Origin of the sequence: Pseudomonas putida (assembly GCF_001941965.1) — a bacterium.
GTDB lineage: Bacteria > Pseudomonadota > Gammaproteobacteria > Pseudomonadales > Pseudomonadaceae > Aquipseudomonas > Aquipseudomonas putida_L.
Genome location: NZ_MKZO01000036.1, coordinates 65,038 through 87,576, shown reverse-complemented (window position 1 = coordinate 87,576; position 22,539 = coordinate 65,038). Strand labels below are relative to the sequence as shown.

The 22,539-nt window shown below is 65.7% G+C and carries 18 protein-coding genes; 9 read left to right on the top strand and 9 right to left on the bottom strand.

All coding sequences use genetic code 11. The annotated features are described in order from the left end of the window. Window positions 1–35 precede the first annotated feature (35 nt). From cobG to cobJ, 4 genes are read left to right on the top strand one after another with little or no spacing between them, the layout of a single operon-like run. Window positions 36–1,364 (top strand): precorrin-3B synthase, encoded by a 1,329-nt coding sequence (gene cobG / locus PSEMO_RS19960; RefSeq protein WP_075804697.1) that lies wholly within the window; start codon window positions 36–38, stop codon window positions 1,362–1,364. Continuing rightward, complete coding sequence (locus tag PSEMO_RS19955) at window positions 1,357–1,983, top strand: precorrin-8X methylmutase (RefSeq protein WP_075804696.1); 627 nt, start codon at window positions 1,357–1,359, stop codon at window positions 1,981–1,983. Before cobG ends, PSEMO_RS19955 begins: the two co-directional genes overlap by 8 nt. Next, window positions 1,983–2,714: a precorrin-2 C(20)-methyltransferase gene (locus PSEMO_RS19950; RefSeq protein ID WP_075804695.1), complete on the top strand. Its 732-nt coding sequence runs from the start codon at window positions 1,983–1,985 to the stop codon at window positions 2,712–2,714. Before PSEMO_RS19955 ends, PSEMO_RS19950 begins: the two co-directional genes overlap by 1 nt. Next, a complete protein-coding gene (gene cobJ, locus PSEMO_RS19945) occupies window positions 2,714–4,408 on the top strand; it encodes a precorrin-3B C(17)-methyltransferase (protein WP_075804694.1) in 1,695 nt (564 codons plus the stop codon). The genes PSEMO_RS19950 and cobJ overlap by 1 nt, the downstream gene beginning before the upstream one ends. 114 nt (window positions 4,409–4,522) lie before the next feature. On the opposite strand, the gene ycaC is transcribed toward cobJ, so the two are convergent. Next, window positions 4,523–5,149 (bottom strand): isochorismate family cysteine hydrolase YcaC, encoded by a 627-nt coding sequence (gene ycaC / locus PSEMO_RS19940; protein WP_075804693.1) that lies wholly within the window; start codon window positions 5,147–5,149, stop codon window positions 4,523–4,525. 276 nt (window positions 5,150–5,425) lie between these two features. Here ycaC and PSEMO_RS19935 point away from each other — a divergent pair, with 276 nt between their 5' ends. From PSEMO_RS19935 to PSEMO_RS19920, 4 genes are all read left to right on the top strand, one after another. Further along, window positions 5,426–5,740: a helix-turn-helix domain-containing protein gene (locus PSEMO_RS19935; RefSeq protein WP_075804692.1), complete on the top strand. Its 315-nt coding sequence runs from the start codon at window positions 5,426–5,428 to the stop codon at window positions 5,738–5,740. 109 nt (window positions 5,741–5,849) lie between these two features. Further along, the gene (locus PSEMO_RS19930; protein WP_075804691.1) at window positions 5,850–6,545 is read left to right on the top strand and encodes a hypothetical protein; all 696 of its coding nucleotides are present in this window, start codon (window positions 5,850–5,852) and stop codon (window positions 6,543–6,545) included. 43 nt (window positions 6,546–6,588) lie between these two features. Then, window positions 6,589–7,230, top strand: coding sequence for a hypothetical protein (locus PSEMO_RS19925; protein WP_075804690.1), 642 nt, complete (start codon window positions 6,589–6,591; stop codon window positions 7,228–7,230). A gap of 11 nt (window positions 7,231–7,241) precedes the next feature. Next, window positions 7,242–7,862: a hypothetical protein gene (locus tag PSEMO_RS19920; RefSeq protein WP_075804689.1), complete on the top strand. Its 621-nt coding sequence runs from the start codon at window positions 7,242–7,244 to the stop codon at window positions 7,860–7,862. On the opposite strand, the gene PSEMO_RS19915 is transcribed toward PSEMO_RS19920, so the two are convergent. The 8 genes from PSEMO_RS19915 to prmA all read right to left on the bottom strand — a co-directional run bounded on the left by PSEMO_RS19915 (window position 7,863) and on the right by prmA (window position 18,317). Further along, window positions 7,863–8,459 (bottom strand): MarC family protein, encoded by a 597-nt coding sequence (locus tag PSEMO_RS19915; RefSeq protein WP_075804688.1) that lies wholly within the window; start codon window positions 8,457–8,459, stop codon window positions 7,863–7,865. 39 nt (window positions 8,460–8,498) lie between these two features. Further along, entirely contained in the window at window positions 8,499–11,276 is a 2,778-nt protein-coding gene (locus PSEMO_RS19910) for a hybrid sensor histidine kinase/response regulator (RefSeq protein ID WP_075804687.1), read from the bottom strand. Window positions 11,277–11,410: 134 nt separating this feature from the next. Beyond that, window positions 11,411–12,706, bottom strand: a complete 1,296-nt coding sequence (gene purD, locus PSEMO_RS19905; RefSeq protein ID WP_075804686.1) for a phosphoribosylamine--glycine ligase — start codon at window positions 12,704–12,706, stop codon at window positions 11,411–11,413. Window positions 12,707–12,878: 172 nt separating this feature from the next. After that, window positions 12,879–14,480, bottom strand: a complete 1,602-nt coding sequence (gene purH, locus PSEMO_RS19900) for a bifunctional phosphoribosylaminoimidazolecarboxamide formyltransferase/IMP cyclohydrolase (RefSeq protein ID WP_075804685.1) — start codon at window positions 14,478–14,480, stop codon at window positions 12,879–12,881. A 77-nt stretch (window positions 14,481–14,557) separates the two neighbouring features. Further along, complete coding sequence (gene fis / locus PSEMO_RS19895; protein WP_003186237.1) at window positions 14,558–14,878, bottom strand: DNA-binding transcriptional regulator Fis; 321 nt, start codon at window positions 14,876–14,878, stop codon at window positions 14,558–14,560. Then, window positions 14,875–15,888 carry a tRNA dihydrouridine synthase DusB gene (gene dusB / locus PSEMO_RS19890; RefSeq protein WP_075804684.1) on the bottom strand — a complete coding sequence of 338 codons (1,014 nt, stop codon included), beginning with the start codon at window positions 15,886–15,888 and terminating at the stop codon, window positions 14,875–14,877. Before dusB ends, fis begins: the two co-directional genes overlap by 4 nt. Before the next feature lie 220 nt (window positions 15,889–16,108). Beyond that, window positions 16,109–17,398, bottom strand: a complete 1,290-nt coding sequence (locus PSEMO_RS19885; protein ID WP_075804683.1) for a DUF3426 domain-containing protein — start codon at window positions 17,396–17,398, stop codon at window positions 16,109–16,111. A gap of 40 nt (window positions 17,399–17,438) precedes the next feature. Beyond that, a complete protein-coding gene (gene prmA / locus PSEMO_RS19880) occupies window positions 17,439–18,317 on the bottom strand; it encodes a 50S ribosomal protein L11 methyltransferase (protein WP_064301578.1) in 879 nt (292 codons plus the stop codon). A gap of 160 nt (window positions 18,318–18,477) precedes the next feature. Between prmA and PSEMO_RS19875 the strand changes: the two genes are divergently transcribed. After that, entirely contained in the window at window positions 18,478–22,422 is a 3,945-nt protein-coding gene (locus PSEMO_RS19875) for a dermonecrotic toxin domain-containing protein (RefSeq protein ID WP_075804682.1), read from the top strand. Window positions 22,423–22,539 lie beyond the last annotated feature (117 nt).

Below are 22,539 nucleotides of genomic sequence, written 5' to 3'. Positions count from 1 at the left end.
ACCCAGCCGCTTTTCCACGATTGACGGGTGATCCCTTGAGCCAGTCCTGCCCTGTTCCTGCCATTCGCCCCTCGGCCTGCCCGGGGTTGTGGCGCATCGTCCAGGCGCTGGACGGCGGGATCTCGCGGATCAAGCTGGACGCCGGGCATCTCGAAGCCGACCAGGCCGAGGCCGTGGCGGCGGCGGCCGAGCGTTTCGCCGGCGGGGTGATCGAGGTGACCAACCGCAGCAACCTGCAGATTCGCGGGGTGGGCGAGGATCACCAGGGGCTGGTCGCGCAACTGCTCGCCGCCGGCCTCGGCCCGCGGGAAGCGGCCGGCGACGATGTGCGCAACCTGATGCTCAGCCCGGCCGCCGGTTTCGACCCGGCCATGCTCTTCGATACTCGGGCGCTGGGCGCGCGGATTCTCGACCTGCTGCAGACCACCCCGCGTTTCCATGAACTGTCGGCCAAGTTCGCCGTGCAGCTGGATGGCGGCGAGGCCCTGGCGATGCTGCGCCATCCCCATGACCTGTGGCTGTCGCCGCTGCACCTGGACGACCAGCTGTGGCTGGCCTTCGGCCTGGCCGGCTGCCCCGGACATGACGCGCCGCTGGCCGCCGTTCCATTGAGCGACGGTCTGGCCCTGGTGCACGCGGTGCTCAAGCGCTTCCTCGACCTGGCCGATGTCGGGCAATCACGCATGCGCCAACTGCTGCAGAGCGTGGGCGTTGACGAATTCCTCGCCGGCCTGCCGCTGTCCTTGCGCCGTGACGCCGCCGTCACCGGCTGGCGCCGTCAGGGACGTGACCTCGCCCTGCACCTGGGTGTCTATCCCCAGCAGCAAGCGGGCCGTGTCGCCGTCGGTGCCATGGCGCCGCTCGGACGTTTGAGCGCCCGGCAACTGCGGGGCGTCGCGGCATTGGCCCGCGAGCTCGGCGACGGCAGCCTGCGCATGACCCCTTGGCAAAGCGTGCTGCTGCCCAATGTGGCGGCGGCCCAGGCAGAGCGGGTGCTGGCGGGTCTGGCTTGCCTCGGTCTGATCACCGACCCTGCCGCGCCCATGGCCGGCGTGGTCGCCTGCACCGGTTCCGCCGGCTGCGCCAAGGCCCTGGCCGATACCAAGGCGGACGCCGTGCAACTGGCCTCCAGCCTGCGCCAGCGCGGCCCGGTCGCCGGTATCCACCTGAGCGGCTGCAAGCGTTCCTGCGCCATGGCCCATACCGCGCCGAGCACCTTGCTGGCGGTCGGCCCCGGTCGCTACGACCTGTATTTTCACGACCCGGCCCAGCCGGGCCCCGGCAGCCTTGCCGGGCGCAACCTGACATTGGAAGAAGCGGGCGCCACCCTGGACGCCCGCCACGGAGCAACCCTCGATGATTGATTACATCCGCGACGGCCAGGAGATCTATCGCAACTCCTTCGCCATCATTCGCCAGGAGGCCCGCCTGGAGCGGATTCCGGCCGACCTGGAAAAGCTCGCGGTGCGGGTGATCCATGCCTGCGGCATGGTCGAGGTAGTGGACTCGCTGCGCTTTTCCGAAGGCGCCGGCAAGGCCGGTCGCGAAGCCCTGGCCCAGGGCGCGCCGATCCTCTGCGACGCGCGCATGGTCGCCGAAGGCATCACCCGCGCGCGCCTGCCGGCCAACAACCAAGTGATCTGCACCCTGCGCGACGACAGCGTGCCCGACCTGGCGAAAGAGCTGGGCAATACCCGTTCCGCCGTGGCCCTGGAGCTGTGGCGGCCACATCTGGAAGGCAGCGTGGTAGTGATCGGCAATGCCCCGACCGCGCTGTTCTACCTGCTGGAAATGATCGACGCCGGCGCCCCGAAACCGGCGCTGATCCTCGGCTTCCCGGTGGGCTTCGTCGGCGCCGCCGAATCCAAGGCGATGCTCGCCGCCGACAGCCGTGGCGTACCGTTCGTGATCGTCGAAGGCCGCCTGGGCGGTAGCGCCATGGCGGCTGCCGCAGTCAACGCCCTCGCCACGGAGGTGGAATGATGCAGGCCCGCGGACGTTTGCTCGGCCTGGGTGTCGGCCCCGGCGATCCTGAACTGATCACCCTCAAGGCCCTGCGCCTGCTGCGCGAAGCGCCGGTGGTGGCGTACTTCGTCGCCAAGGGCAAGCGCGGCAACGCCTTCGGCATCATCGAGCAGTACCTGCAAAGCGAGCAGACCCTGCTGCCGCTGGTCTACCCGGTGACCACCGAGGCCCTGCCGGCGCCGCTGTCCTACGAGCAGGTCATCAGCGATTTCTACGATGAAGCCAGCGTCACTGTGGCCGAACACCTGGATGCCGGCCGCGATGTGGCGGTGATCTGCGAAGGTGATCCGTTCTTCTACGGCTCCTACATGTACCTGCACGACCGCCTGGCCGAGCGCTACGATGCCCAGGTGATTCCGGGCGTGTGCTCGATGCTCGGTGGCGCCTCGGTGCTCGGTGCGCCGCTGGTGTATCGCAACCAGAGCCTGTCGGTGCTCTCCGGCGTGCTGCCCCATGACGAACTCAAGCGCCGCCTGGCCGATGCCGATGCCGCGGTGATCATGAAGCTCGGGCGCAACTTCCCCAAGGTCCGCGCGGTGCTGGCCGAGCTTGGCCTGGATGGGCGTGCGCTGTACGTCGAGCGGGCGACCATGGCCAACCAGAAGATCGTCGCGCTGGATGAAGTCGATCCGCAGTCGTCGCCGTACTTCTCGCTGATCATCGTTCCTGGCGAAAGGTGGCAAGGCTGATGACCCGACGCGCACCCGCCATTGTCGTGCTGGGCAAAGGCAGCCTGGACACCGCCCGGAAGATCCAGCGCCTGTATCCCGATGCCCTGATCCACGGCCTGGCCGGCCGGGTCGAGGACGTCGACCGCAGCTATCAGGAATTCGGCGCGACCCTGCTCCAGCTTTACCAGCAGGACACGCCGATCATCGCCCTGTGCGCGGCCGGCATCGTTATTCGCAGCCTCGCCAGCGTGTTGCTGGAGAAGGGCGCGGAGCCGCCGGTATTGGCCGTGGCCGAGGATGGCAGCGCCGTGGTGCCGCTGCTTGGCGGGCTGGGCGGGGTGAATGTGATGGCCCGGGAAATCGCGGCCGGGCTGGGCGTCGCGGCGGCGATCACCACCAGTGGCGAGCTGCGTTTCGGCACCTGCCTGCTCAATCCGCCGAGCGGTTATGCACTGGCGGATCTGGAGCTGGGCAAGCGTTTCGTTTCCGATCTGCTGGCCGGTGAAAGCGTGCGTATCGAAGGTGCCGCGCCCTGGCTGAACGAGGCCCGTCTGCCGCAGAGCGACGCGGCGCAACTGACCATCCATGTGGGCTGTGGCGAGCGCGAGGCGGCGGCCAATGAGCTGCTGATTCATCCGCGTTGCGTGCTGGTGGCGGTATCGGCCGTAGTGCCGGAACTGGCGGGATCGGTGCGTACTGCGCTGCATCAGGCGAAGATCGCCGAGGCTTCGCTGGCCTGCCTGCTGGCCAGTGAAGACGAGATGGCCGAGGCGTCGCTGCATGTCGCGGCTGCTGACCTGGGCGTGCCGCTGCGTTTCGCAGCCGCTGCTTCGGTCAGCGAACTGGCTGCCCATGCCCTGCCGCAATTGCTCGCTCCGCAGGTCGTGGGTGAGGGCCTGGCGATCGCCGTGGCGGCCGAGCCTATCGATCCGGAGCGGATCGGTCGTGCCCGTGGTCGGGTTGCGGTGATCGGCCTCGGCCCTGGCGCTGCCGAGCTGATGGCGCCGGCGGTCAAGGCCGAGCTGGCCCGGGCCAACGATGTGCTGGGCTATGAAACCTACGTGCGTATGGCCGGGCCGTTCCGTGAGGACCAGGTGCTGCACTGCACCGACAACCGCGAAGAACTGCTGCGTGCGCGGCATGCCTTCGAACTGGCGGCGCAGGGGCGCTCGGTGATCGTGGTGTCGTCTGGCGACCCGGGTGTGTTTGCCATGGCAGCGGCGGTACTTGAGGCGCTGGAGGCGTCGGATGATCCTGCCTGGCACCGGGTCGAGCTGGAAATGCTGCCGGGTATCTCGGCCTCGCTGGCTACTGCGGCCCAGGCCGGGGCGCCGCTGGGGCATGACTTCTGCGTGATCTCGCTTTCGGACAACCTCAAGCCGTGGTCGATCATCGAGAAGCGTCTGGATCTTGCGGCCCAGGCGGACCTGGCGATGGCCTTCTACAACCCGATATCCCGCTCCCGTCCGTGGCAGTTGGGGCAGGCGCTGGACATCGTTCGTCGTCATCGCGACGCGGCCACGCCGGTGGTGCTCGGCCGCGATATCGCCCGGCCGGGGCAGTCGCTGAAGGTGGTTACCTTGGGCGAGCTGGTGCCGGAGATGGTGGATATGCGCACGATGGTGTTGGTGGGGTCTTCGACTACCCGGACCTTTGCCCGGCCTGAGGGTGGGGAGTGGGTGTATACGCCGCGGTGGTATCCGCAGGATTGATGTCGCCTGCTCCGGCCTCATCGCTGGCAAGCCAGCTCCCACAGGGATCGCGTGCACCGCTGAACGCTGTGGGAGCTGGCTTGCCAGCGATGAGGCCATCAGCAACAACATCCCTTACTTGGCAGTGAACGCCGAGTAGCTATTCATCAGGTTGCGATAGTTGGGAATCCGCTGCGACAGCAGATTACCCAGCCCTTCAATGTCGTTGCGCCAGTCGCGGTGCAGCTCACAGGCTACCGAGAACCAGTTCATCATCTGCGCACCGGCCTGGGTCATGCGGTTCCACGCAGCCTGTTGCACAGTGGTATTGAAGGTCCCGGACGCATCGGTCACCCCGAACACGTCGAAACCTTCAGCCAGCGCCGAGAGGGTCGGGAAGGCCACGCATACGTCCGTCACTACGCCTGCGATGATCAGTTGCTTGCGGCCAGTCGCCTTGATCGCCTTGACGAAGTCTTCGTTGTCCCAGGCGTTGATCTGGCCTGGACGAGCAATGTACGGCGCGTCCGGGAACATCTCTTTCAGCTCTGGAACCAGCGGACCGTTCGGGCCCTGTTCGAAGCTGGTGGTCAGGATGGTCGGCAGTTCGAAGAACTTCGCCAGGTCGGCCAGCGCCAGCACGTTGTTCTTGAACTCGTTGGGCGAAAAGTCTTGTACCAGAGAGATAAGGCCGGTCTGGTGATCGACCAGGAGGACTACGGCGTCGTCTTTGTTCAGGCGGTTGTAGGTGGCGTTGGTCATGGTGAAGATCCTTTGGTTCGAGAAGTTTGTTTTGGGTGGTTGCCGCTAGATGTGTCCAGATTAGGGATTTCTCGAAAAAGGATAAATCGGCTGAAAACGGTATGACTGTCTCGTTCATGTGGACAATTTTAGGGGACTGGGCATACGCACCTTGATACGAACATATGAGCAAGCCATGTGCCCGTAATATACGGGTTTCCCGTACTATCGAGCGAAGCGAAAAGTGATAGGAAACACCCAACATGGGCCCCGCAGAAATCGGCAAGGTGGTGTGATATGCGTGACATTGATATCGAAGCGGTTGCCAAGGCCATCGAGGACGATGCTGGCGAAAGCATTCCAGACCTCCGTCAAGCCCTGCAGGAAGCCAAGGCAAGCGCAGGCCGGATTACCACGCCTGAGCAAATCCTGGTGCGTCAGGCGCGGGAGCGTTCCGGACTGACTCAGGCGATGTTCGCCGAGCGCATAGCCACTCCGGTAGCGACGCTTCGCGACTGGGAGCAAGGGCGCCATGTCCCGCCAGGTGGAGTGCTTTGCTTGATGCGTCTCATCGTCAGGCACCCCGAGCTGTCGCAAGAGCTGGCTCACTGACTCAGCGACCCGGCCTTTAGGGGAAAAACTTCGTTCCTGACCCCCCGCCCATTGCCACGTACCTTGGCCTTCCCTCCACCTGGAGGGCACAGCCAAGAAGGACTTTGCAATGACCCAAGATACCCACGAACCCCTCGATCTGAGCTCCGCCGCCGTGGTGGAGAGCTCGCTGCTGGCCTTCGGCGCCGGCATGACCGCGCAGAACCGCCAGGACGTGAAGAACAGCTATCTGTTTGCTTCCCTGGTCGCGAACAAACGACACAACCAGCTCACCCTGAGCGAAGCCTGGTTCGACTATTTCCTCGAAGCCATGACCGACTGCGGCTGGGCCGTGGCCCGGCGTACCCATGAGAAAGCCAGCGATACCGCGCAATCCCTCAAGCTCGCCAACGTCGCGGTCAAGGCCGTGCAGGTGGCGGCTTCCAGCCTGCTGAGCGGCGGGCCGTTGGTCCAGGCCCTGGGCGCCTTCGCGGAGAAGGCCATCGAAGGCCTGAACAAGGACGAAGAAGCCCTGACCCTGTTCAAGCGCAGCCTGTATCGCCAGTCCAATGTCATGGTCGGCGTGGCCTCGTGCATCGAGACCAAGGACGGCGAGGTGGTCATGGCGCTGGGCGCGATCCAGCGCACCGTGCGCAAGGAAGACCTCGATACCGTGCTGTTCGACTGGGACAGCAACACCTCGGCGACCTACCGCAGCACCGCAGCGCTGTCGTTCAACACCCAGGTCTACGCCAAGGCGCGGGATCTGGTCGAGCAACGCCTGGGTGAGCGGGCGGTTTCGCGAATCATGGACTACGAAATCTGACCCCGGCCGGCTTGCCCCCGGCGATTTTCTGGAGTGAACGGACATGGATGTCGACGGCTATACGATGTGGATCACCGGGGGCAGCCTGGTTTTGGTCGCCCCGCAGGTCAGCGAGCGGGAGCGGCGCCACGCCCTGGATTCGCTGGGGCAGGCGCAGCTGCTCGCCGACGGCGTGATGAGCTCGCGTTTCGACCAGCACCGGCGCTGGTACCGCGCCTACCGCAATGCCTTCGGGCGGCGCGGCTGGCGGGTGACCCATAGTTGCCAGAGCGTGGAAAGCGCCGGAGGCCGGACCCTGCTGTCGCCGACCCAACCACTGCTGTTGTGGCTGGGCAGCCAGCATGCCGAGTCGGGCGAAGCGCTGGAACTGGGCATCGATTCACTGCTGCTGAACCAGCCAGGGCTTGCGCAACTGTCGGGCAGCGCCCTGCAGCCGCGCGGCGATTTCACCCAACTGGTGCTGGAACTGGGCGTACTGCATCGCGACGGGCAACTGAGCCTGTGCAGCATCGCCCTGGAAACCCGCGCCACCCTCGGCGCTGACTGGCTGAAAGCGCCGCTGCCCGGCGCAACCCTGCGCGGCGACCTGTATTTCCAGAGCCTGCTGGCCGAGCCCGCGCCGGACCTGCGTGACAACGAGCGCGACGGCGTGGTCCGCATGCCGGCCAGCCATACCCTTCATTGAGGAAACCCAAGATGACAGAGCAACTTCGGGCGGCCGTGGTCGGCAACGCCCTGATGTCCTTTTTCCCGGAGGTCGACAAGGACATGCGCGAGCGCGTGCAGACCGCCATGCTGTTCGCCCAGCGCGCAACCCGCGAGGTGGTCGATAAGGGCCAGGTCAGCGACGGCTACGACTACTACCGCCAGCAACTGAAATTCCTCGGCTGGGACGCGACCTCGCCGCGGGAACCCTTCGATCCCGACCTGGAACGGCGCTCGGTGCGCGAGGCCATGCTCGGGCGTATCGGCGCTGCCGCCGGCCCCGAGTATTCTGAAATTACCCGCTGGTCCATCGATGCCCTGGGACTGGTCCAGCCGGCGTTGTTCCGTTTCGAGCAGCGCTCGCTGGAGTCGACGTCGTTCCAGTTGCTGCCATGCCGGGTGACGCGCCCGGGGTACGTGGACATGGTCCTGTATCACGAGGTCCTCAACCGCGAGGAACTGGGCAACGGCTTTCTCTATCGCGAGCGCACCAGCCTGCGGGTGCGGGCCGAGCTGGTGCGTTTCAATGCCCGGCTGTTCGAGCAGCAGTTCGGCGACAAGGTCCGGCAGCGGCTGCTGAAGGCCCTGGAGGATGAACTCTACGAACTGTGATCAGGACAGCAGGTAACCCTTGATCCCGGTGAAGATGATCTGCGCCGCCAGGGCACAGACGAACAGGCCCATCAGCCGGCTGACGATCTGCAGGCCCTGGTCGCCGAGGATCCTTTCGATGCGGTTGGAGAGATACAGCACCAGGCCGACGGTGGCGCTGGCCAGGGCGATACTGACGATCGCCAGCAGCTTGTCGTCCCAGTGCGGTTGGCCGACCCCCATCACCAGCAGGGCACCGATGGTCCCGGGGCCGACGGTGAGGGGGATGGTCAGGGGGACGATGGTCACGTCCTGCTGCACATTGTCGGTCTGTACCGCCGACTTGCCCTGGGCCATGCCCAGCGCCGAGATGAACAGCACGCTGCCGGCGCCGATGCGGAAGGCGTCCGCGGTGATGCCGAACACACCGAAGATCACCCGGCCGAACAGGTACAGCAGGACGCTGGCGATCAATACGCCCATCGCCACCTTCCAGGCCAGGTGCTTGCGCTCCTTGCTGGAATAGCCGCGGGTCAGGCTGATAAAGCAGGACAGCACGAAGAACGGGCTGTAGAGCACGAGCATCTTCAGGTAAACGCTGAACAACTCATGGAGCATGGTCGGGGCTCGCGAAAGGGCAGGGGCCGGGCAAGTGTATCAGTGTGACAGCGGCGCATCTGCCGGCGGGCGCGACTGTTCACGGCGGGCCACCCAGTATTCGATCTGCTCGCGCAGTTGCGAGAGTTCCACCGGCTTGGACATGTGCCCGTCCATCCCGGCCTGGCGTGCGCGTTCCTTGTGCTCGGCGAGGATATGCGCGGTCAGCGCCACCACCGGCGTGTGTGGGCGCCCGGTGGCCGCTTCCCAGGCGCGCAGTTGCTGGGTCGCGGAGAAACCGTCGAGCACCGGCATCTCGCAGTCCATCAGCACCAGGTCGTAGCGCTGGGCCTTCATCGCCTTCAGCGCTTCCTCGCCGTTGCTGGCGGTGTCCGGCTCGATGCTGAGCTTGCCGAGCATGCCGCGGATGACCTTGGTGGAGATGCTGTTGTCTTCGGCAACGAGAATGCGGAAGTCTGCTGGCAGTTCGATTGGCACCGGCTTTGGCGGTGGCGCCAGGCTCGGCGGCGGGGCCTTGCTGCGCTGGGCCAGCTCCTCGGCCAGGGTGGTCTTGAGGGTATAGCCGGCCACCGGCTTGGCGAGGATGCGCTTGACCCCGGCATTGCGCGCGATGATCTTGCTCGGCGCGTTGCTGATGCCGGTGAGCATCACCAGCAGGATGTCGTGGTTGAGGCTCGGGTCTTCCTTGATCTTCGCTGCCAGCTGCATGCCGGTCATGCCGGGCATGTTCTGGTCGAGCAGGACCGCATCGAAGTAGTCGCGCAGGTGCGCCTTGGTGCGCAGCAGGGCCAACGCTTCCTTGCCCGACGGCACGGCGCTGACGTTCATGCCCCAGGCCCCGCATTGCTGGACCAGGACCTTGCGGCAGGTGTCGTTGTCGTCCACCACCAGCACCCGCGCGCCGCGCAGCGAGGCGTCGAGGTCGGTGGCCGGCTGCTCCAGGCGCTGGGCGTCGAGGGGCAGGGTCAGCCACAGGGTATTGCCCTGGTTGTGGCTGGTCTTGATGCCGAATTCGCCGTGCATCAGGTTGACCAGTTGCTTGGCGATCACCAGGCCGAGGTGCCCGCCGAGCTTGTTGCTGGAGAGGAAGTGCTTGCTGTGCAGTTCGGCCTGCAGCAGGGCCTCGCGCTCCGGGGCCTGCATGGCTTCGCCGTTGTCCTGCACGGCGATGCGCAGGCGCGGTTGGTCGCCGCGCTGGTCGAGGGCCACCACCAGCAGGATTTCGCCGTGGTCGGTCTTCTTCAGGGCATTGTCGAGCAGGCTGAGCATGGCCTGGCGCAGGCGCGTCGGGTCGCCGCTGATGACCCGTGGTACCTGCGGCTGGGTAAAGCTGATCAGCTCGATGTTCTGCTGTTCGGCCTTGGCCCGGAAGATCCCCAGGCAGTCCTCGATCAGCGCATTGAGGTCGAACTGCACATCGTCCAGTTCGATCTGCCCGGACTCCAGCTTGGAGATGTCGAGGATCTCGTTGATCAGCGTCAGCAGCTCGTTGCCGGCGCTGTGGATGGTCTGCACGTAGTCGCGCTGCTTGACCGACAACGGCGTGCCGAGGAGCAGCTCGGTCATGCCCAGCACGCCGTTCATCGGGGTACGGATCTCGTGGCTGATCTTCGCCAGGAACTCGGCCTTGGCGTTGATCTCGGCGTTGCTCGCCGCCTGTTCGCGGCTGGCGCTGACCCGCTCGTCGTTGATGCTGCGCAGGCGCTCGCTGACCGAGAGGTTGAGCAGCAGGCCGGTCAGCACGGTAAGGCCGATGAGGATGAACAGCAGCGATTGGGTGGGCGTGCGGGTCAGGCCGAGCAGGGCCGGCAGTACCACCAGGCAGCCGAGGTTGAAGATCAGCATGGCCAGGGCGAACAGCCGTGCCGGGGCGAACCCCTTGTACCAGTGCCACGCCGCGATGATCAGCATGCTCAGGCTGCCGAGGGCAACCAGGGCGTAGGTCATCAGGTTCAGCGGCAAGGTGTCGACGAACAACAGCAACAGCCCGCAGAACACCACCAGGAGCATCTGCCCGTGGAGCAGGCGGTTGACCGGCGAAGGCCCGAGCGGGGCGAAGAAACGCTGGGTGAAGGCCAGGCCGCAGAGAACGGCCAGCATCACCGTGAGATAGGCGGCCGGGGTCTGCGCGCTGTGCCAGAGATTCCACGGACCACTGAGGTTGAGCAGGATCAGCGCACTGAGCAGCATCAATACGTGGTAGCCGGCCAGCCACAGGCTGCTGGACGAGCGCGAATAGGCGAAGCGGGTCAGGTTGTGCAGGACCAGCATGCCCAGGCAGCCGATCAGCAGGCCGAACAGCAGCGGGCGGCGCTGGTCGGCGGCGGCATCCACCGCTGGCAGCAGGCTGATGCCCGGGCGCAACTGGTGTTCGGAGACCAGGCGCAGATAGACGTCCAGTGCCACCGGGCTGGCCGGGAGGGAAAGCAGGTGGTCGCTGCTGCCCAGGGTCAGCAGGCCACTCTCGCTGCGCCGGCCGGCATGGCTTTGCTGCAGCAGGGTGTTGCCGTCCAGGACGTAGAGGTCCAGACGGGAAAGATCGGGGGCGAAGACGCGGATCACCTGTTCCTGCTGACGGGGAGGCAGGCGCAGGTGCAGCCAGAGCGCCTGGTTGGGCGCGGCGGCGTTGAGCTGGGAAAGTTCTGTGGGGGCGAACTGGTTGCGGTAGCGTTCGGAGCGGATATCACCGAGTTGCAGGTTGCCCTGGGTATCGAGCAGAACGGCCCAGCCGCTGCCGGAATCGGCAAGCGCCGGAGGCAGGCAGAGCAGGGTCAGCAAGCTGACGATGATTCCAATGGCAGTCCTGAGCCAACGCACGAAATATCCCTTCCTAGCGTGATGCCGGTGCACAACTATGCGCGGCCTGCCAAGTCGAAGGCAAGGCCCCGCAGGGGCCCTGTCGACTGGCCGCAAGCCGCGCCACGCGGGCGCTGCGCTTGCGTGCCGGCGGATTACTCCTGATGCTCGCCCCGCTCGCGGGCAATGGCGCGATAGCCAATGTCCTTGCGGTAGAAAGCGCCTTCCCAGTCGAGTTCCGCAGCCAGGCGATAAGCCTGTTGCTGGGCGGCCTCGACGGTATCACCCAGGGCGGTGGCGCAGAGCACGCGGCCGCCGCTGGTGACGACCTGGCCGTCCTGCAGCGCGGTACCGGCGTGGAACACCTTGCCTTGCAGCGCGGCGGCAGCGCCCAGGCCCTTGATCGGCGCGCCCTTGGCGTAGTCGCCAGGGTAGCCGCCGGCAGCCAGGACGATACCCAGGCTCGGGCGTGGATCCCACACCGCTTCGACCTTGTCCAGGGCCTTGGCCAGCGCGGCCTCGACCAGCAGCACCAGGCTCGACTCAAGACGCAGCATGACCGGTTGGGTCTCAGGGTCGCCGAAGCGGCAGTTGAACTCGATGACCTTCGGGTTGCCGGCCTTGTCGATCATCAGGCCTGCATAAAGGAAGCCAGTGTAGACGTTGCCTTCGGCGGCCATGCCACGCACGGTCGGATAGATCACCTGGTCCATGACGCGCTGGTGCACGTCGGCGGTGACCACCGGAGCCGGGGAATAGGCACCCATGCCGCCGGTGTTGGGGCCGGTATCGGCGTCGCCGACACGCTTGTGGTCCTGGCTGGTGGCCATCGGCAGCACGTTGGCGCCGTCGACCATGACGATGAAGCTGGCTTCCTCGCCGTCGAGGAATTCCTCGATGACCACACGGGAACCGGCTTCACCGAAGGCATTGCCGGCGAGCATGTCGCGCACGGCGTCTTCGGCTTCGGCCAGGGTCATGGCGACGATCACGCCCTTGCCTGCGGCCAGGCCATCGGCCTTGATCACGATCGGTGCGCCTTTTTCACGCAGGTAGGCCAGGGCCGGCTCGATCTCGGTGAAGTTCTGGTAGTCGGCGGTCGGGATCTTGTGGCGCGCCAGGAAGTCCTTGGTGAAGGCTTTCGAGCCTTCCAGCTGGGCGGCGCCGGCAGTCGGGCCGAAGCAGTCCAGGCCGCGCTTGCGGAACAGGTCGACGACACCGGCGACCAGCGGAGCCTCTGGGCCGACGATGGTCAGGGCGACGTTCTTCTCGGCGAAGTCGGCCAGTTGCTCCAGGGCCAGGACGTCGATGGCGACGTTCTCGCACTTGGCTTCGGTGGCGGTGCCGGCGTTGCCCGGGGCAACGAAGACTTTCTCGACCCGTTGGTCCTGGGCGACTTTCCAGGCCAGGGCGTGCTCACGGCCGCCGCTGCCGATGATCAAAACGTTCATTACAGGCTCCTTTGGGAAGCTGCAAGCTGCAAGCTATAAGTCATAAGAAAAAGCAGACTGTGCACTTTTCTCGGTAGCAGGCAACTTTGAAATTTAAAGGGCTGCAGCAGCAAGAGAGGAGCATTCGGTCCGCTCTTTCTTGCCGCTTGCAGCTTGAAGCTTGACGCTGAAATCAGTGGCGGAAGTGGCGCATACCGGTGAAGACCATTGCGATACCTGCCTCATCGGCGGCGGCAATGACTTCGGCGTCGCGCATCGAGCCACCTGGCTGGATGACGGCGGTGATGCCCACTTTCGCGGCGTTGTCGATGCCGTCACGGAACGGGAAGAACGCGTCTGATGCCATGACCGCACCCTGCACCTGCAGGCCGGCATGCTCGGCCTTGATTGCAGCGATACGTGCGGAGTTGACGCGGCTCATCTGGCCGGCGCCGACACCAATGGTCTGGCGGTTCTTGGCGTAGACGATGGCGTTGGACTTGACGAACTTGGCCACTTTCCAGGCGAAGATCAAGTCGTGGATTTCCTGCTCGGTAGGGGCGCGCTTGGTCACTACCTTGAGGTCGCCCTCGGTGATCATGCCGATGTCGCGGCTCTGCACCAGCAGGCCGCCGGTGACGCGCTTGAAGTCCCAGGCGGCGGCACGTTCGGCCGACCATTCGCCGCAGGCCAGCAGGCGCACGTTGGCCTTGGCCGCGACCACGGCACGGGCTTCCTCGCTGACGCTCGGGGCAATGATCACTTCGACGAACTGGCGCTCGACGATGGCACGGGCGGTTTCGCCGTCCAGCTCGCGGTTGAAGGCGATGATGCCGCCAAAGGCCGATTCGGTGTCGGTGGCGTAGGCCAGTTCGTAGGCCTGGCGGATGCCGCCCTCAGGGCTGACCGCGACGCCGCACGGGTTGGCGTGCTTGACGATGACGCAGGCCGGCTTGACGAAGCTCTTCACGCATTCCAGCGCGGCGTCGGTGTCGGCCACGTTGTTGTACGACAGTTCCTTGCCTTGCAGTTGCACGGAAGTGGCGATGCCGGCTTCCGACGGCTTGGCTTCGACATAGAACGCCGCGCTCTGGTGCGGGTTCTCGCCGTAGCGCATTTCCTGGGCTTTGACGAACTGGCTGTTGAAGGTGCGCGGGAATTCGCTGCGGCCTTCGGTCGACAGGGTCTCGGCGGCTTGGTTAACAGTGCCCATGTAATTGGCGATCATGCCGTCGTAGGCGGCGGTGTGCTCGAACGCCTTGAGCATCAGGTCGAAGCGCTGGGCGTAGGTCAGGCCACCGGCCTTGAGGTTTTCCAGGACGCTGGCGTAGTCGCTGGCGTTGACCACGATGGCCACGTCCTTGTGGTTCTTCGCCGCCGAACGGACCATGGTCGGGCCGCCGATGTCGATATTCTCGATGGCGGTCGGCAGGTCGCAACCCGGCTTGGAGATGGTGGCTTCGAACGGGTACAGGTTGACGGCGACCAGGTCGATCGGCTTGATCCCGTGCTCCTGCATGATGGCGTCGTCGGTGCCGCGACGGCCGAGGATGCCGCCGTGGATTTTCGGGTGCAGGGTCTTGACCCGGCCGTCCATCATTTCCGCGAAGCCGGTGTAGTCGGCGACTTCGACCGCGGCGACGCCGTTGTCCTGGAGCAGCTTGAAGGTGCCGCCGGTAGACAGGATCTCGACGCCGAGGCCTTGCAGCTCACGGGCGAATTCGAGGATCCCGGTCTTGTCGGAAACGCTGATCAAGGCACGGCGGATCGGCAGGCGGGTAGTCTGGTCGGTCATTTCAGATTCCATAACGCGGTGGAGTCAGCAAAAAAGGCGAGCTCGCCGGGAGTCGCCTTTTTGGTTGGGGTTCTGGCTTACAGCAGGTCGTACTGCTTGAGTTTCTTGCGCAAGGTGCCGCGGTTCAGTCCAAGCAGCTCGCTGGCCTTGGTCTGGTTGCCCTTGACATAGTTCATCACGCTTTCCAGCAGGGGCGCCTCGACTTCCGAGAGCACGAGGTTGTACACGTCCGTGACGGCCGCACCTTCGAGGTGGGCGAAATAGTTGTGCAGCGCCTTTTCCACGCTTCCGCGAAGGGTCTGGCCCTCTTCGCTGGGGGTATTGAGGTGCTGTTTCAGGTTGACGTTGTCGCTCACGGGCGTTGTTCCACTCACTAAAGTCTCGGTCATCATCGTCATGCGGCCACCCCTTGTCCGTCCTCTGTCTCAAGGCTCTGTTCGCGTTCGCGGAAGAACTGGCGAACGTCGGCGCATTGCGCTTCTGTGTCTTCCAAACGATTGAACCGGGCGCGGAATTCCTTGGCCCCCGGTAACGTTGCCAGGTACCAGCCAACGTGCTTGCGGGCGATTCGTACGCCCATTACATCGCCGTAGAAGGCATGCAGCGCTGCCAGGTGTTCCAGCAGAATCCCTTCCACTTCGCCCAGCTGCGGCGCCGGCAAGGTCTCGCCGGTGCGCAGGTAATGCTCGATCTCGCGAAAGATCCAGGGTCGTCCCTGGGCGGCACGACCGATCAGCAGGCCGTCGGCGCCGGTGCTGTGGAGCACCTCGCGGGCCTTCTGCGGTGACGTGATGTCGCCATTGGCAAAGACCGGGATCGAAACCGCCCGCTTGATCGCGGCGATGGTTTCGTACTCGGCATCGCCGGTGTACAGGTCGGCGCGGGTCCGGCCATGCACGGCCAGCGCCTGGATCCCGGCCTGCTCGGCGATCTTCGCCACGACCAGGCCGTTCTTGTTGTCGCGGTCCCAGCCGGTACGGATCTTCAGGGTCACCGGCACCTCCACCGCGGCGACCACCGCGTGGAGGATTTCACTGACCAGCGCTTCATCTTTCAATAAAGCAGAGCCGGCGGCCTTGTTGCAGACTTTTTTTGCCGGACAGCCCATGTTGATATCGATGATCTGCGCGCCCAGCTCCACGTTTGCGCGAGCTGCGGCGGCAAGCATCTGCGCGTCGCCACCGGCGATCTGTACCGAGCGCGGCTCGGGATCGCCTTCGTGGATCATGCGCAGGCGCGACTTGCGGCTGTTCCACAGGCTCATGTCGCTGCTGACCATCTCCGACACCACCAGGCCTGCGCCCATCCGTCGGCAAAGCTGGCGGAAAGGCTGGTCCGTGACTCCGGCCATGGGGGCCAGGATCAGGTTGTTCTGCAGTTCGTATGGGCCGATGCGTACCGCCGACATAGGAGTTCCCTGTTGTGGGGCCGGATCATTAGAGTTCGAAAAAGGGTGGGCATGATACCCGCTCTCGATGACCGGATAAAGATGAATCTGGATAAAATCTGAACAGTTGGGTCGCTCTGGCGACCAGCTACAAGCCTCAAGCTTCAAGCCACAAGAAAGAGCAACCGCGTGCCGCCGCTGCTTTTTCTTGTGGCTTGAAGCTTGCGGCTTGCCGCTGCTGTCATTCGGGAGAGCGGAAGCTCAGGCTGTAGTTGACCGCCTTCGGGCCCGGATCGAGGATGTCCAGGGCGATGTGGATCGGGGTCTGGCTGGGCATCTCGTCCTTGCCGGCCAGCTCGCCGCTGAGGTACTCGGCGGGCTTGAAGCGCCGGCTGGCGATCAATTGCCCGTTGAGGTCGGCGAAACGCAGTTCGAGGAGCGGGAAAGGCTGGGAGAACGGTGCACGATTGTAGATGATCGCGTCCACCACCAGCGCGCCCTTGAAGTCAGGATGGCTGCGTACCACCAGATTGCTGCTCTTGATCCGGCCGATATCCACCTTGGACGGCACGCTGCAACCCAGGGTCGGGCAGAGTTCCTGGAACCACGGACGGTATTGGTCCTGGCGGGCCAGTTCGTCGAAGTGATACCAGATGTACTGGGCGGCCAGGCCGGCAGCGGCCAGAAGGATCAGCACTGACCACAGCAGCTTGCGGCCCAGGGTGCTTTTCGGCTTTTGCCAGTCGAGCTGGATCGGGTCGTCGACCAGGTCGACCAGGGATTCCTTGCGCGGCGCGCTGCCGGCCGGGGGCAGGGCGCCCAGTCCCGGTTCGCGACGCTCGGAGATCTCCGGTTCGGGGTCATCCGCCTCGTCATCGTCGTCGCGGGCCGACAGGCGAGCGCCGCGCTCGACGGGCTCGTCCTGTTCTTCTTCATCGAGGGCCAGCGAGCGGACCGGCGGCGTGTCGTCCGGCTCCGGCAGGTCCAGCGAAAGCGAAGGCTCGGTGCGGATTTCCGGCTGCGGTTGCTCTTCCTCGGGGCGCTCCAGTTGCAGCGGCGGCTCGTCGAGTATCGGCGCTACCGGGTCGCGGTCCTCGGTGCTGAACAGGCCGTCTTCCAGGCGCTCGTCGGCATCGGCGTCATCGCGCTTGGCGCTGAGGCTGTCTTCGCGGCGCGGGGCCGCATGGAACGACAGGCTCGGCTGGATTTCGCGCTGTTCGAGGCGGGCCAGTTCGCTGTCGAGGTCGAGCTGGTCGAGATCGACCTCGCCCCAGGCCGGCAGGGCCGGTGCCTTGTCGACAGGGGCGGGTTCGAGCGGCGGCTCGGCGGTTTCCACCACGACCGGTGCCGGAACGGGCGGGCTCAGCACCGATTGCAACGACGCATTCTGTTCCAGCAACTGCTTGGCGGCATTGAACACTTGCAGGCAATTGCCGCAGCGCACGACCCCGCGCGCCACGCTCAGCTGGTTATGGCTGACGCGAAAGCTGGTCTGGCAATGCGGGCACTGGGTGACGAAACTGTCGGTCATGCGGCGATCCGGGGTGGGCTGAGGTGAAGTCTAGGTGCTGTTAGCGGCGGCGACCACTGATCCGGACCCAGCCGTCGCGCACGACGATCGGATCCAGGTCGAAGTCCGCCGCGTAGGCCGCGGCCACCTCTTCGCCTTGCTCGGCGAGGATGCCCGACAGCGCCAGCAGGCCGCCCGGACGCACCAGGCCGCTGAGCTGCGGTGCCAGCGAGACCAGCGGGCCGGCGAGGATATTGGCCACCAGCACGTCGGCCTGCATCGCCGGCATCTGCTCCGGCAGGTACAGGTCGAAATCTGCCTCGGCGATGCCGTTGCGCCCGGCGTTGTCGCGGGAGGCTTCGAGGGCCTGCACGTCGATATCGGTACCGGTGGCACGGCGCGCGCCCAGCAGCAGCGCGGCGATGGCGAGGATGCCCGAGCCGCAGCCGAAGTCGAGCAGGTTGACGCCTTTCAGGTCCTGGCCGTCCAGCCATTCCAGGCACAGGGCGGTGGTCGGGTGGGTGCCGGTGCCGAAGGCCAGGCCCGGGTCCAGCAGCAGGTTGACCGCATCCGGCTCCGGCGCCGCGTGCCAGCTCGGCACGATCCACAGGCGCTGGCCGAAGCGCATCGGCTGGAAGTTGTCCATCCAGCTGCGCTCCCAGTCCTGGTCGGCGATGACTTCGGCGTGGTGTTCCGGCAGCTCGGCGCCGGTCAGCAGTTGCAGGTGGGCGAACACCGCCTCGGGCTCGGCATCGGCCTCGAACAGCGCCAGCAGGTGGGTGTTGGACCACAGTGGCGTGGTGTTCAGGTCCGGTTCGAAGATCGGCTGGTCCTCGGCATCCATGAAGGTCACGGAAACCGCGCCCACTTCCAGCAGGGCGTCTTCATAGGTTTCGGCCTGTTCCGGAGTGATGGCCAGACGAACTTGTAACCAGGGCATGGGGGTACCTTCACCAGGGGATTCAGCGCAGTGCTGCGAAAGCCCGCCAGTCTACGCGAGCCGGGCGGCAAAGTGGATAACAACCCGGTTAACTATCTATCACCTCGTCGTGCCAGGACTCACGCACCCTGACCTGCCTCATTCAACAAGGAGTCAGACGATGAGCACGAAGCTGGAGGATGGCGCGGCACGCCTGTCGCTGCTGCAACTGACGCGCTGGGAGCTGTGGATCGACGGGTTTTTCGAGCAGCAGCCGTTTTTCGAGGTGTTCGCCCGCGAGCGCCTGATGGTTCACCTGCGTACCTATTACCCGGAAGGCGATATCGCCCCCGGTTTTCGCCGGGCGCTGCTGCTGGCCTTGCTGCAACGCCTGATCGACGGCCAGTTGGCGGATTTCGACGCCGACCTGCACGGCCCGCTGCGCTGGCTGATGGAGGACGCGCCGGAGGATGGTGAGGAAGGCTGGAGTGAACGCCAGCAGACCCTGATGCAGATCATCGAGGGCGCGGCGGCCGGGGTGCTGGACGATTACTGCCAGGCGCTGCGCCGGCAATGGGTGCAGCGCCCGGCCGGACTCGATGAGCGAAGTGCACTGGGTGAGCGTTTCCTTGAGCGTCTCGAAGAACATTGCTCGGCGCTGAAGGCGCTGTTCTGTGCGGAAACCCTGAAGCGCTTCGATGGCGAGAGCCTGCAGCACTATATCCAGGACATGGATAAGCGCTGGCGCACGCTGTTCGAGGGGACTGGCAGCCTGCCCGAGGCCGAGCGCCAGCAGATCGACGCCCTGGTCCGGGTGGCGCTGGGCGACTGGTTCGGCGCCCTGAGCGGGGAAGAGCTGGAGGTGCTGCGGCATTTCCAGCGCCAGCATGGCCTGCTGCGCGAACAGCTCGCGTTGTTGCTGTATGGGGTGGACTCCCTGGAGGCCCATGCTCGCCTGGCGATCATCGACCACTGCCGGTTGACCCTCGGCCTGGACATCGACCCGGACGAACTGCAGGTGCGCACCCGGGTCGAGCATCCGCGCTACCCGGTAGAGCGAACCCTGCGTCTCGCCGAGTTGGTCGCCGAAGGCCCGTTCGCGCCCGGCCGGGACAAGGCGCGCACCTTGCTGCGTGATCCGGGCGCGCTGAACCAGGTGCTGCCGCCCGGCTTTCTCGACGCACTGCTGTTCACGGTCGACCCCCGCGCCGGTTATCACCAGGCGCTGGCCGAGCGCTATGCCAGCCCCGAGGTGTTCGCCGCGCTGCTCGACCTGAACGACATGCGCCTGCAGCAGAGCGCCTTCATCGCGCGCTGCAAGGGGCATATGGGCGCCGACAGTTATGCGCGGGTCTTGCGGGTCCGTGCGGGGAACGGCGTGGGCCGCGACGCTCCGGGCGACAAGGTCACCGGGGTTTCCCAGTTCCCCGATGAGCCGCTGGCGCAACTGCTGCTGTTCTATCACGAGGACGATGCGCACCAGTTGTCCGGGCTGGTGATGTATGCGCCCGGCAAGCCCGATGGCCAGGAGTGGATCGAGCTGGCCTCGCTGCGCGCCCTGGCCGTGGAACTGGGCCAGTGGCTGGCCGACGAGGCGGGCACCCGCTACCTGCTGGAGCGCATCAATGTGCGCGGGCAGCGCAAGGCCCAGCAGTTCTACACCAGCGTGCGCGAACGTGCTGATGCCTGGGACCTGTCCCGCGACCATCGTGGTCCGCGCCATGGCTACGCCGAATGCAGCCGTTACCTGGTCGAGTTGGGGCGGGACAACCATCTCGAACAGGTTGCCTGGTACGAAGCGCCGCACTGGTTCGCCGAGCTGCCGCTGGACAAGCGCCGGGTGATCGCCGGCCTCAACGAGGACCTGCGCCTGCTCAACCAGGCGATGCAGCAGCAGGTCGACGAGCAGGAAAGCCTGCTGGCGTTCTCCCGGCGCACGGTCAAGGCGGCCATCGCCAATTACCTGCGCGATTGCGGGGTCACCGGAGAAGTCGATCCGCAGACCATCCTCTTCGATTTCTTCCCGGGGCTGAACGCCTCGGGAAAGCTCACCCGCACCCTGCTCGACCTGGCCATCTATGGCTATGACGACAATTGGGGCCTGGACAACCCGCGGATGCCGGTGCGCTCATCCGTCGGCCAGGACCTGGGCAGGGTGCGTGCCGCCGAACTGCTGAGCTACGTGCGCAGCGCCTATATCGGCTCGGCATATGCCGACTCGATTCGCGGACGTTTCCTCGACCCCACCGACCCGTTGTATGCCAAGCGCCGGGCCCTGCACTTCGCCCTGGCGCAAACCACCCTGCTGCGCGATGTGCTGGCCACGCACGGGAAGCAGATGATCGATGACGACGAGCGTGACTGGTTGCTCGAGGTCGTCGGGCAACTGGCCGAGGTGCGCCAGCCCCAGGGCGAGTCGGCGGACAATATCGCCGGCGACGGGCTGTTCCGCTTCACCCTTAACGGACGCAAAAGCACCGGGTTGTATGTGTTCCGGCGTATCGTCGGCGGCGTGGCCCAGGACTGGCTGTACACCCCGCAGGCGCCCGACGGCCTGACCTTGCGCAAGTACCAGGGCTTCGTCGGCGCCGGCCGTGGCGCGCTGCACGACTGGTATCTGCAACATGTGCGCTTCGTCGACCGGCCGCAGGTGTCCGAGTGGCTGCTGCACCTGGCCAAGGGCGAGCGAACCCGTGACACCCTGCGCGAAGGCAACCGGATTGGCGACTTCATGGCCGAGTACGACGCGTTCCTGGAGAGTCATGTCAGCGATATCGAGGCGGTGACCCGCAGCCGCCACGAGGTGATCGTCGAGCAGGTGACCAAGGGCCTGCTGTACGCGGCCTTTCCCCTGAGCCTGGCGTTTCCGCCGCTGGGCTTCGCCCTCGACGCGGTATTCATTGCCATCGGCAGCGCCAAGGCGATCGCCAGCCACATCGCCGATGACGATTCGGCGGCGCTGAACCACTGGGTGGGCGTGGCGATTGCGCTCTGGGGCATTGCCTTGCCGGGCGCCTGGGGCGCCTTGACCCATGCTTCGCGGGCCGGCTTGCGCAAGGCCAGCGAGGCCAGTCGCTGGACCCAGCTTACCGATCAGGCCCGGCCGGGCATCCGCCAGGGCGAGCGGGCGGCGGTCAGCGTCATGGATGAGCAGCGGGCGTTGCGCAAGGTCCCGGACAACCTGCGCAGCATGGAGCGTGGCGGGGTCTGGCGCGGGGTTTACAGCCGCCTCGGTGACGACGGGCGTGAAGCCTTCTACGTCAATGATCGCGGGCGCTACTTCCAGGTGCTTCACGACCGTGGCCTGAACACCTTGCGCCTGCTCGATCCCCGTTATCCGCGGGCCCACTACCGGGTGCCGATCCGCCTGGGGCCGGGCAATCGCTGGCAGTTCAACGAGCAGGTCGGGCTTCGGGGCGGGGCGCCGAGCCAGTATCTCGGGCGAGTCTGGGACGTGGCGGATGCGTTCCCGGCGCGAACCAGCCCGCTGCCGCAGCGCGGTGTCCTGCAGGGTGAGGGCCTGATCGCGCGCTTCAACCCGGCCAGCAGCGACAACTACCTGTACTCGCTGAATATCGAATCCTGCGTTGCCGTCTGCCTGTACAACCCGGCGACCCGTGGCGGGGCGCTGATCCATGTCGATCACAATATCGGCCGGCTGGTGGAGGAGGCGCTGGACACGGCGCTGCACGGTATTCGTCGTGGCGGGGAAGAAGGGCGGGTCAGTGCTGTGCTGGTGGGGGGCGACTGGCTGTCCACGGCGGCGGATATCGGTGGGCCGCTGCGTTCGGCCCTGGCGCGACGGGGCATTCAGGCGCAGTGGGATCATTGGTCGTATTCGTCGTGCCTGGGCAATATCTATGGTGTGCGCTTCGACCTGGCGGACGGGGCGACACGTGTGTTCACCTCGACCCGGTCCAGTGTGCAGAAGGTGCTCGACCCGATCCTGCTGGAGGCTTCGCTGGGTGGCAACAGCGCTATCGCCGTACGGGCCCGGCGCTTCATGCAGCGGTTCCGCCAGGAGCCGCTGGTGCAGCGGGGTGACGGGCAGGTCACCACCCTGGACGGGCGGCCGGCGACGGTGCAGCAGATCGCGGCGCAGTCCCTGCAACTGACTACCCTCTAGCAAGCGACACTGACCCCTGTGGGAGCTGGCTTGCCAGCGATGAAGCCGGCTTGGGCAATGAAGTTGTCTGGTCTGGCCCTATCGCTGGCAAGCCAGCTCCCACAGGGTCCGTGTTGT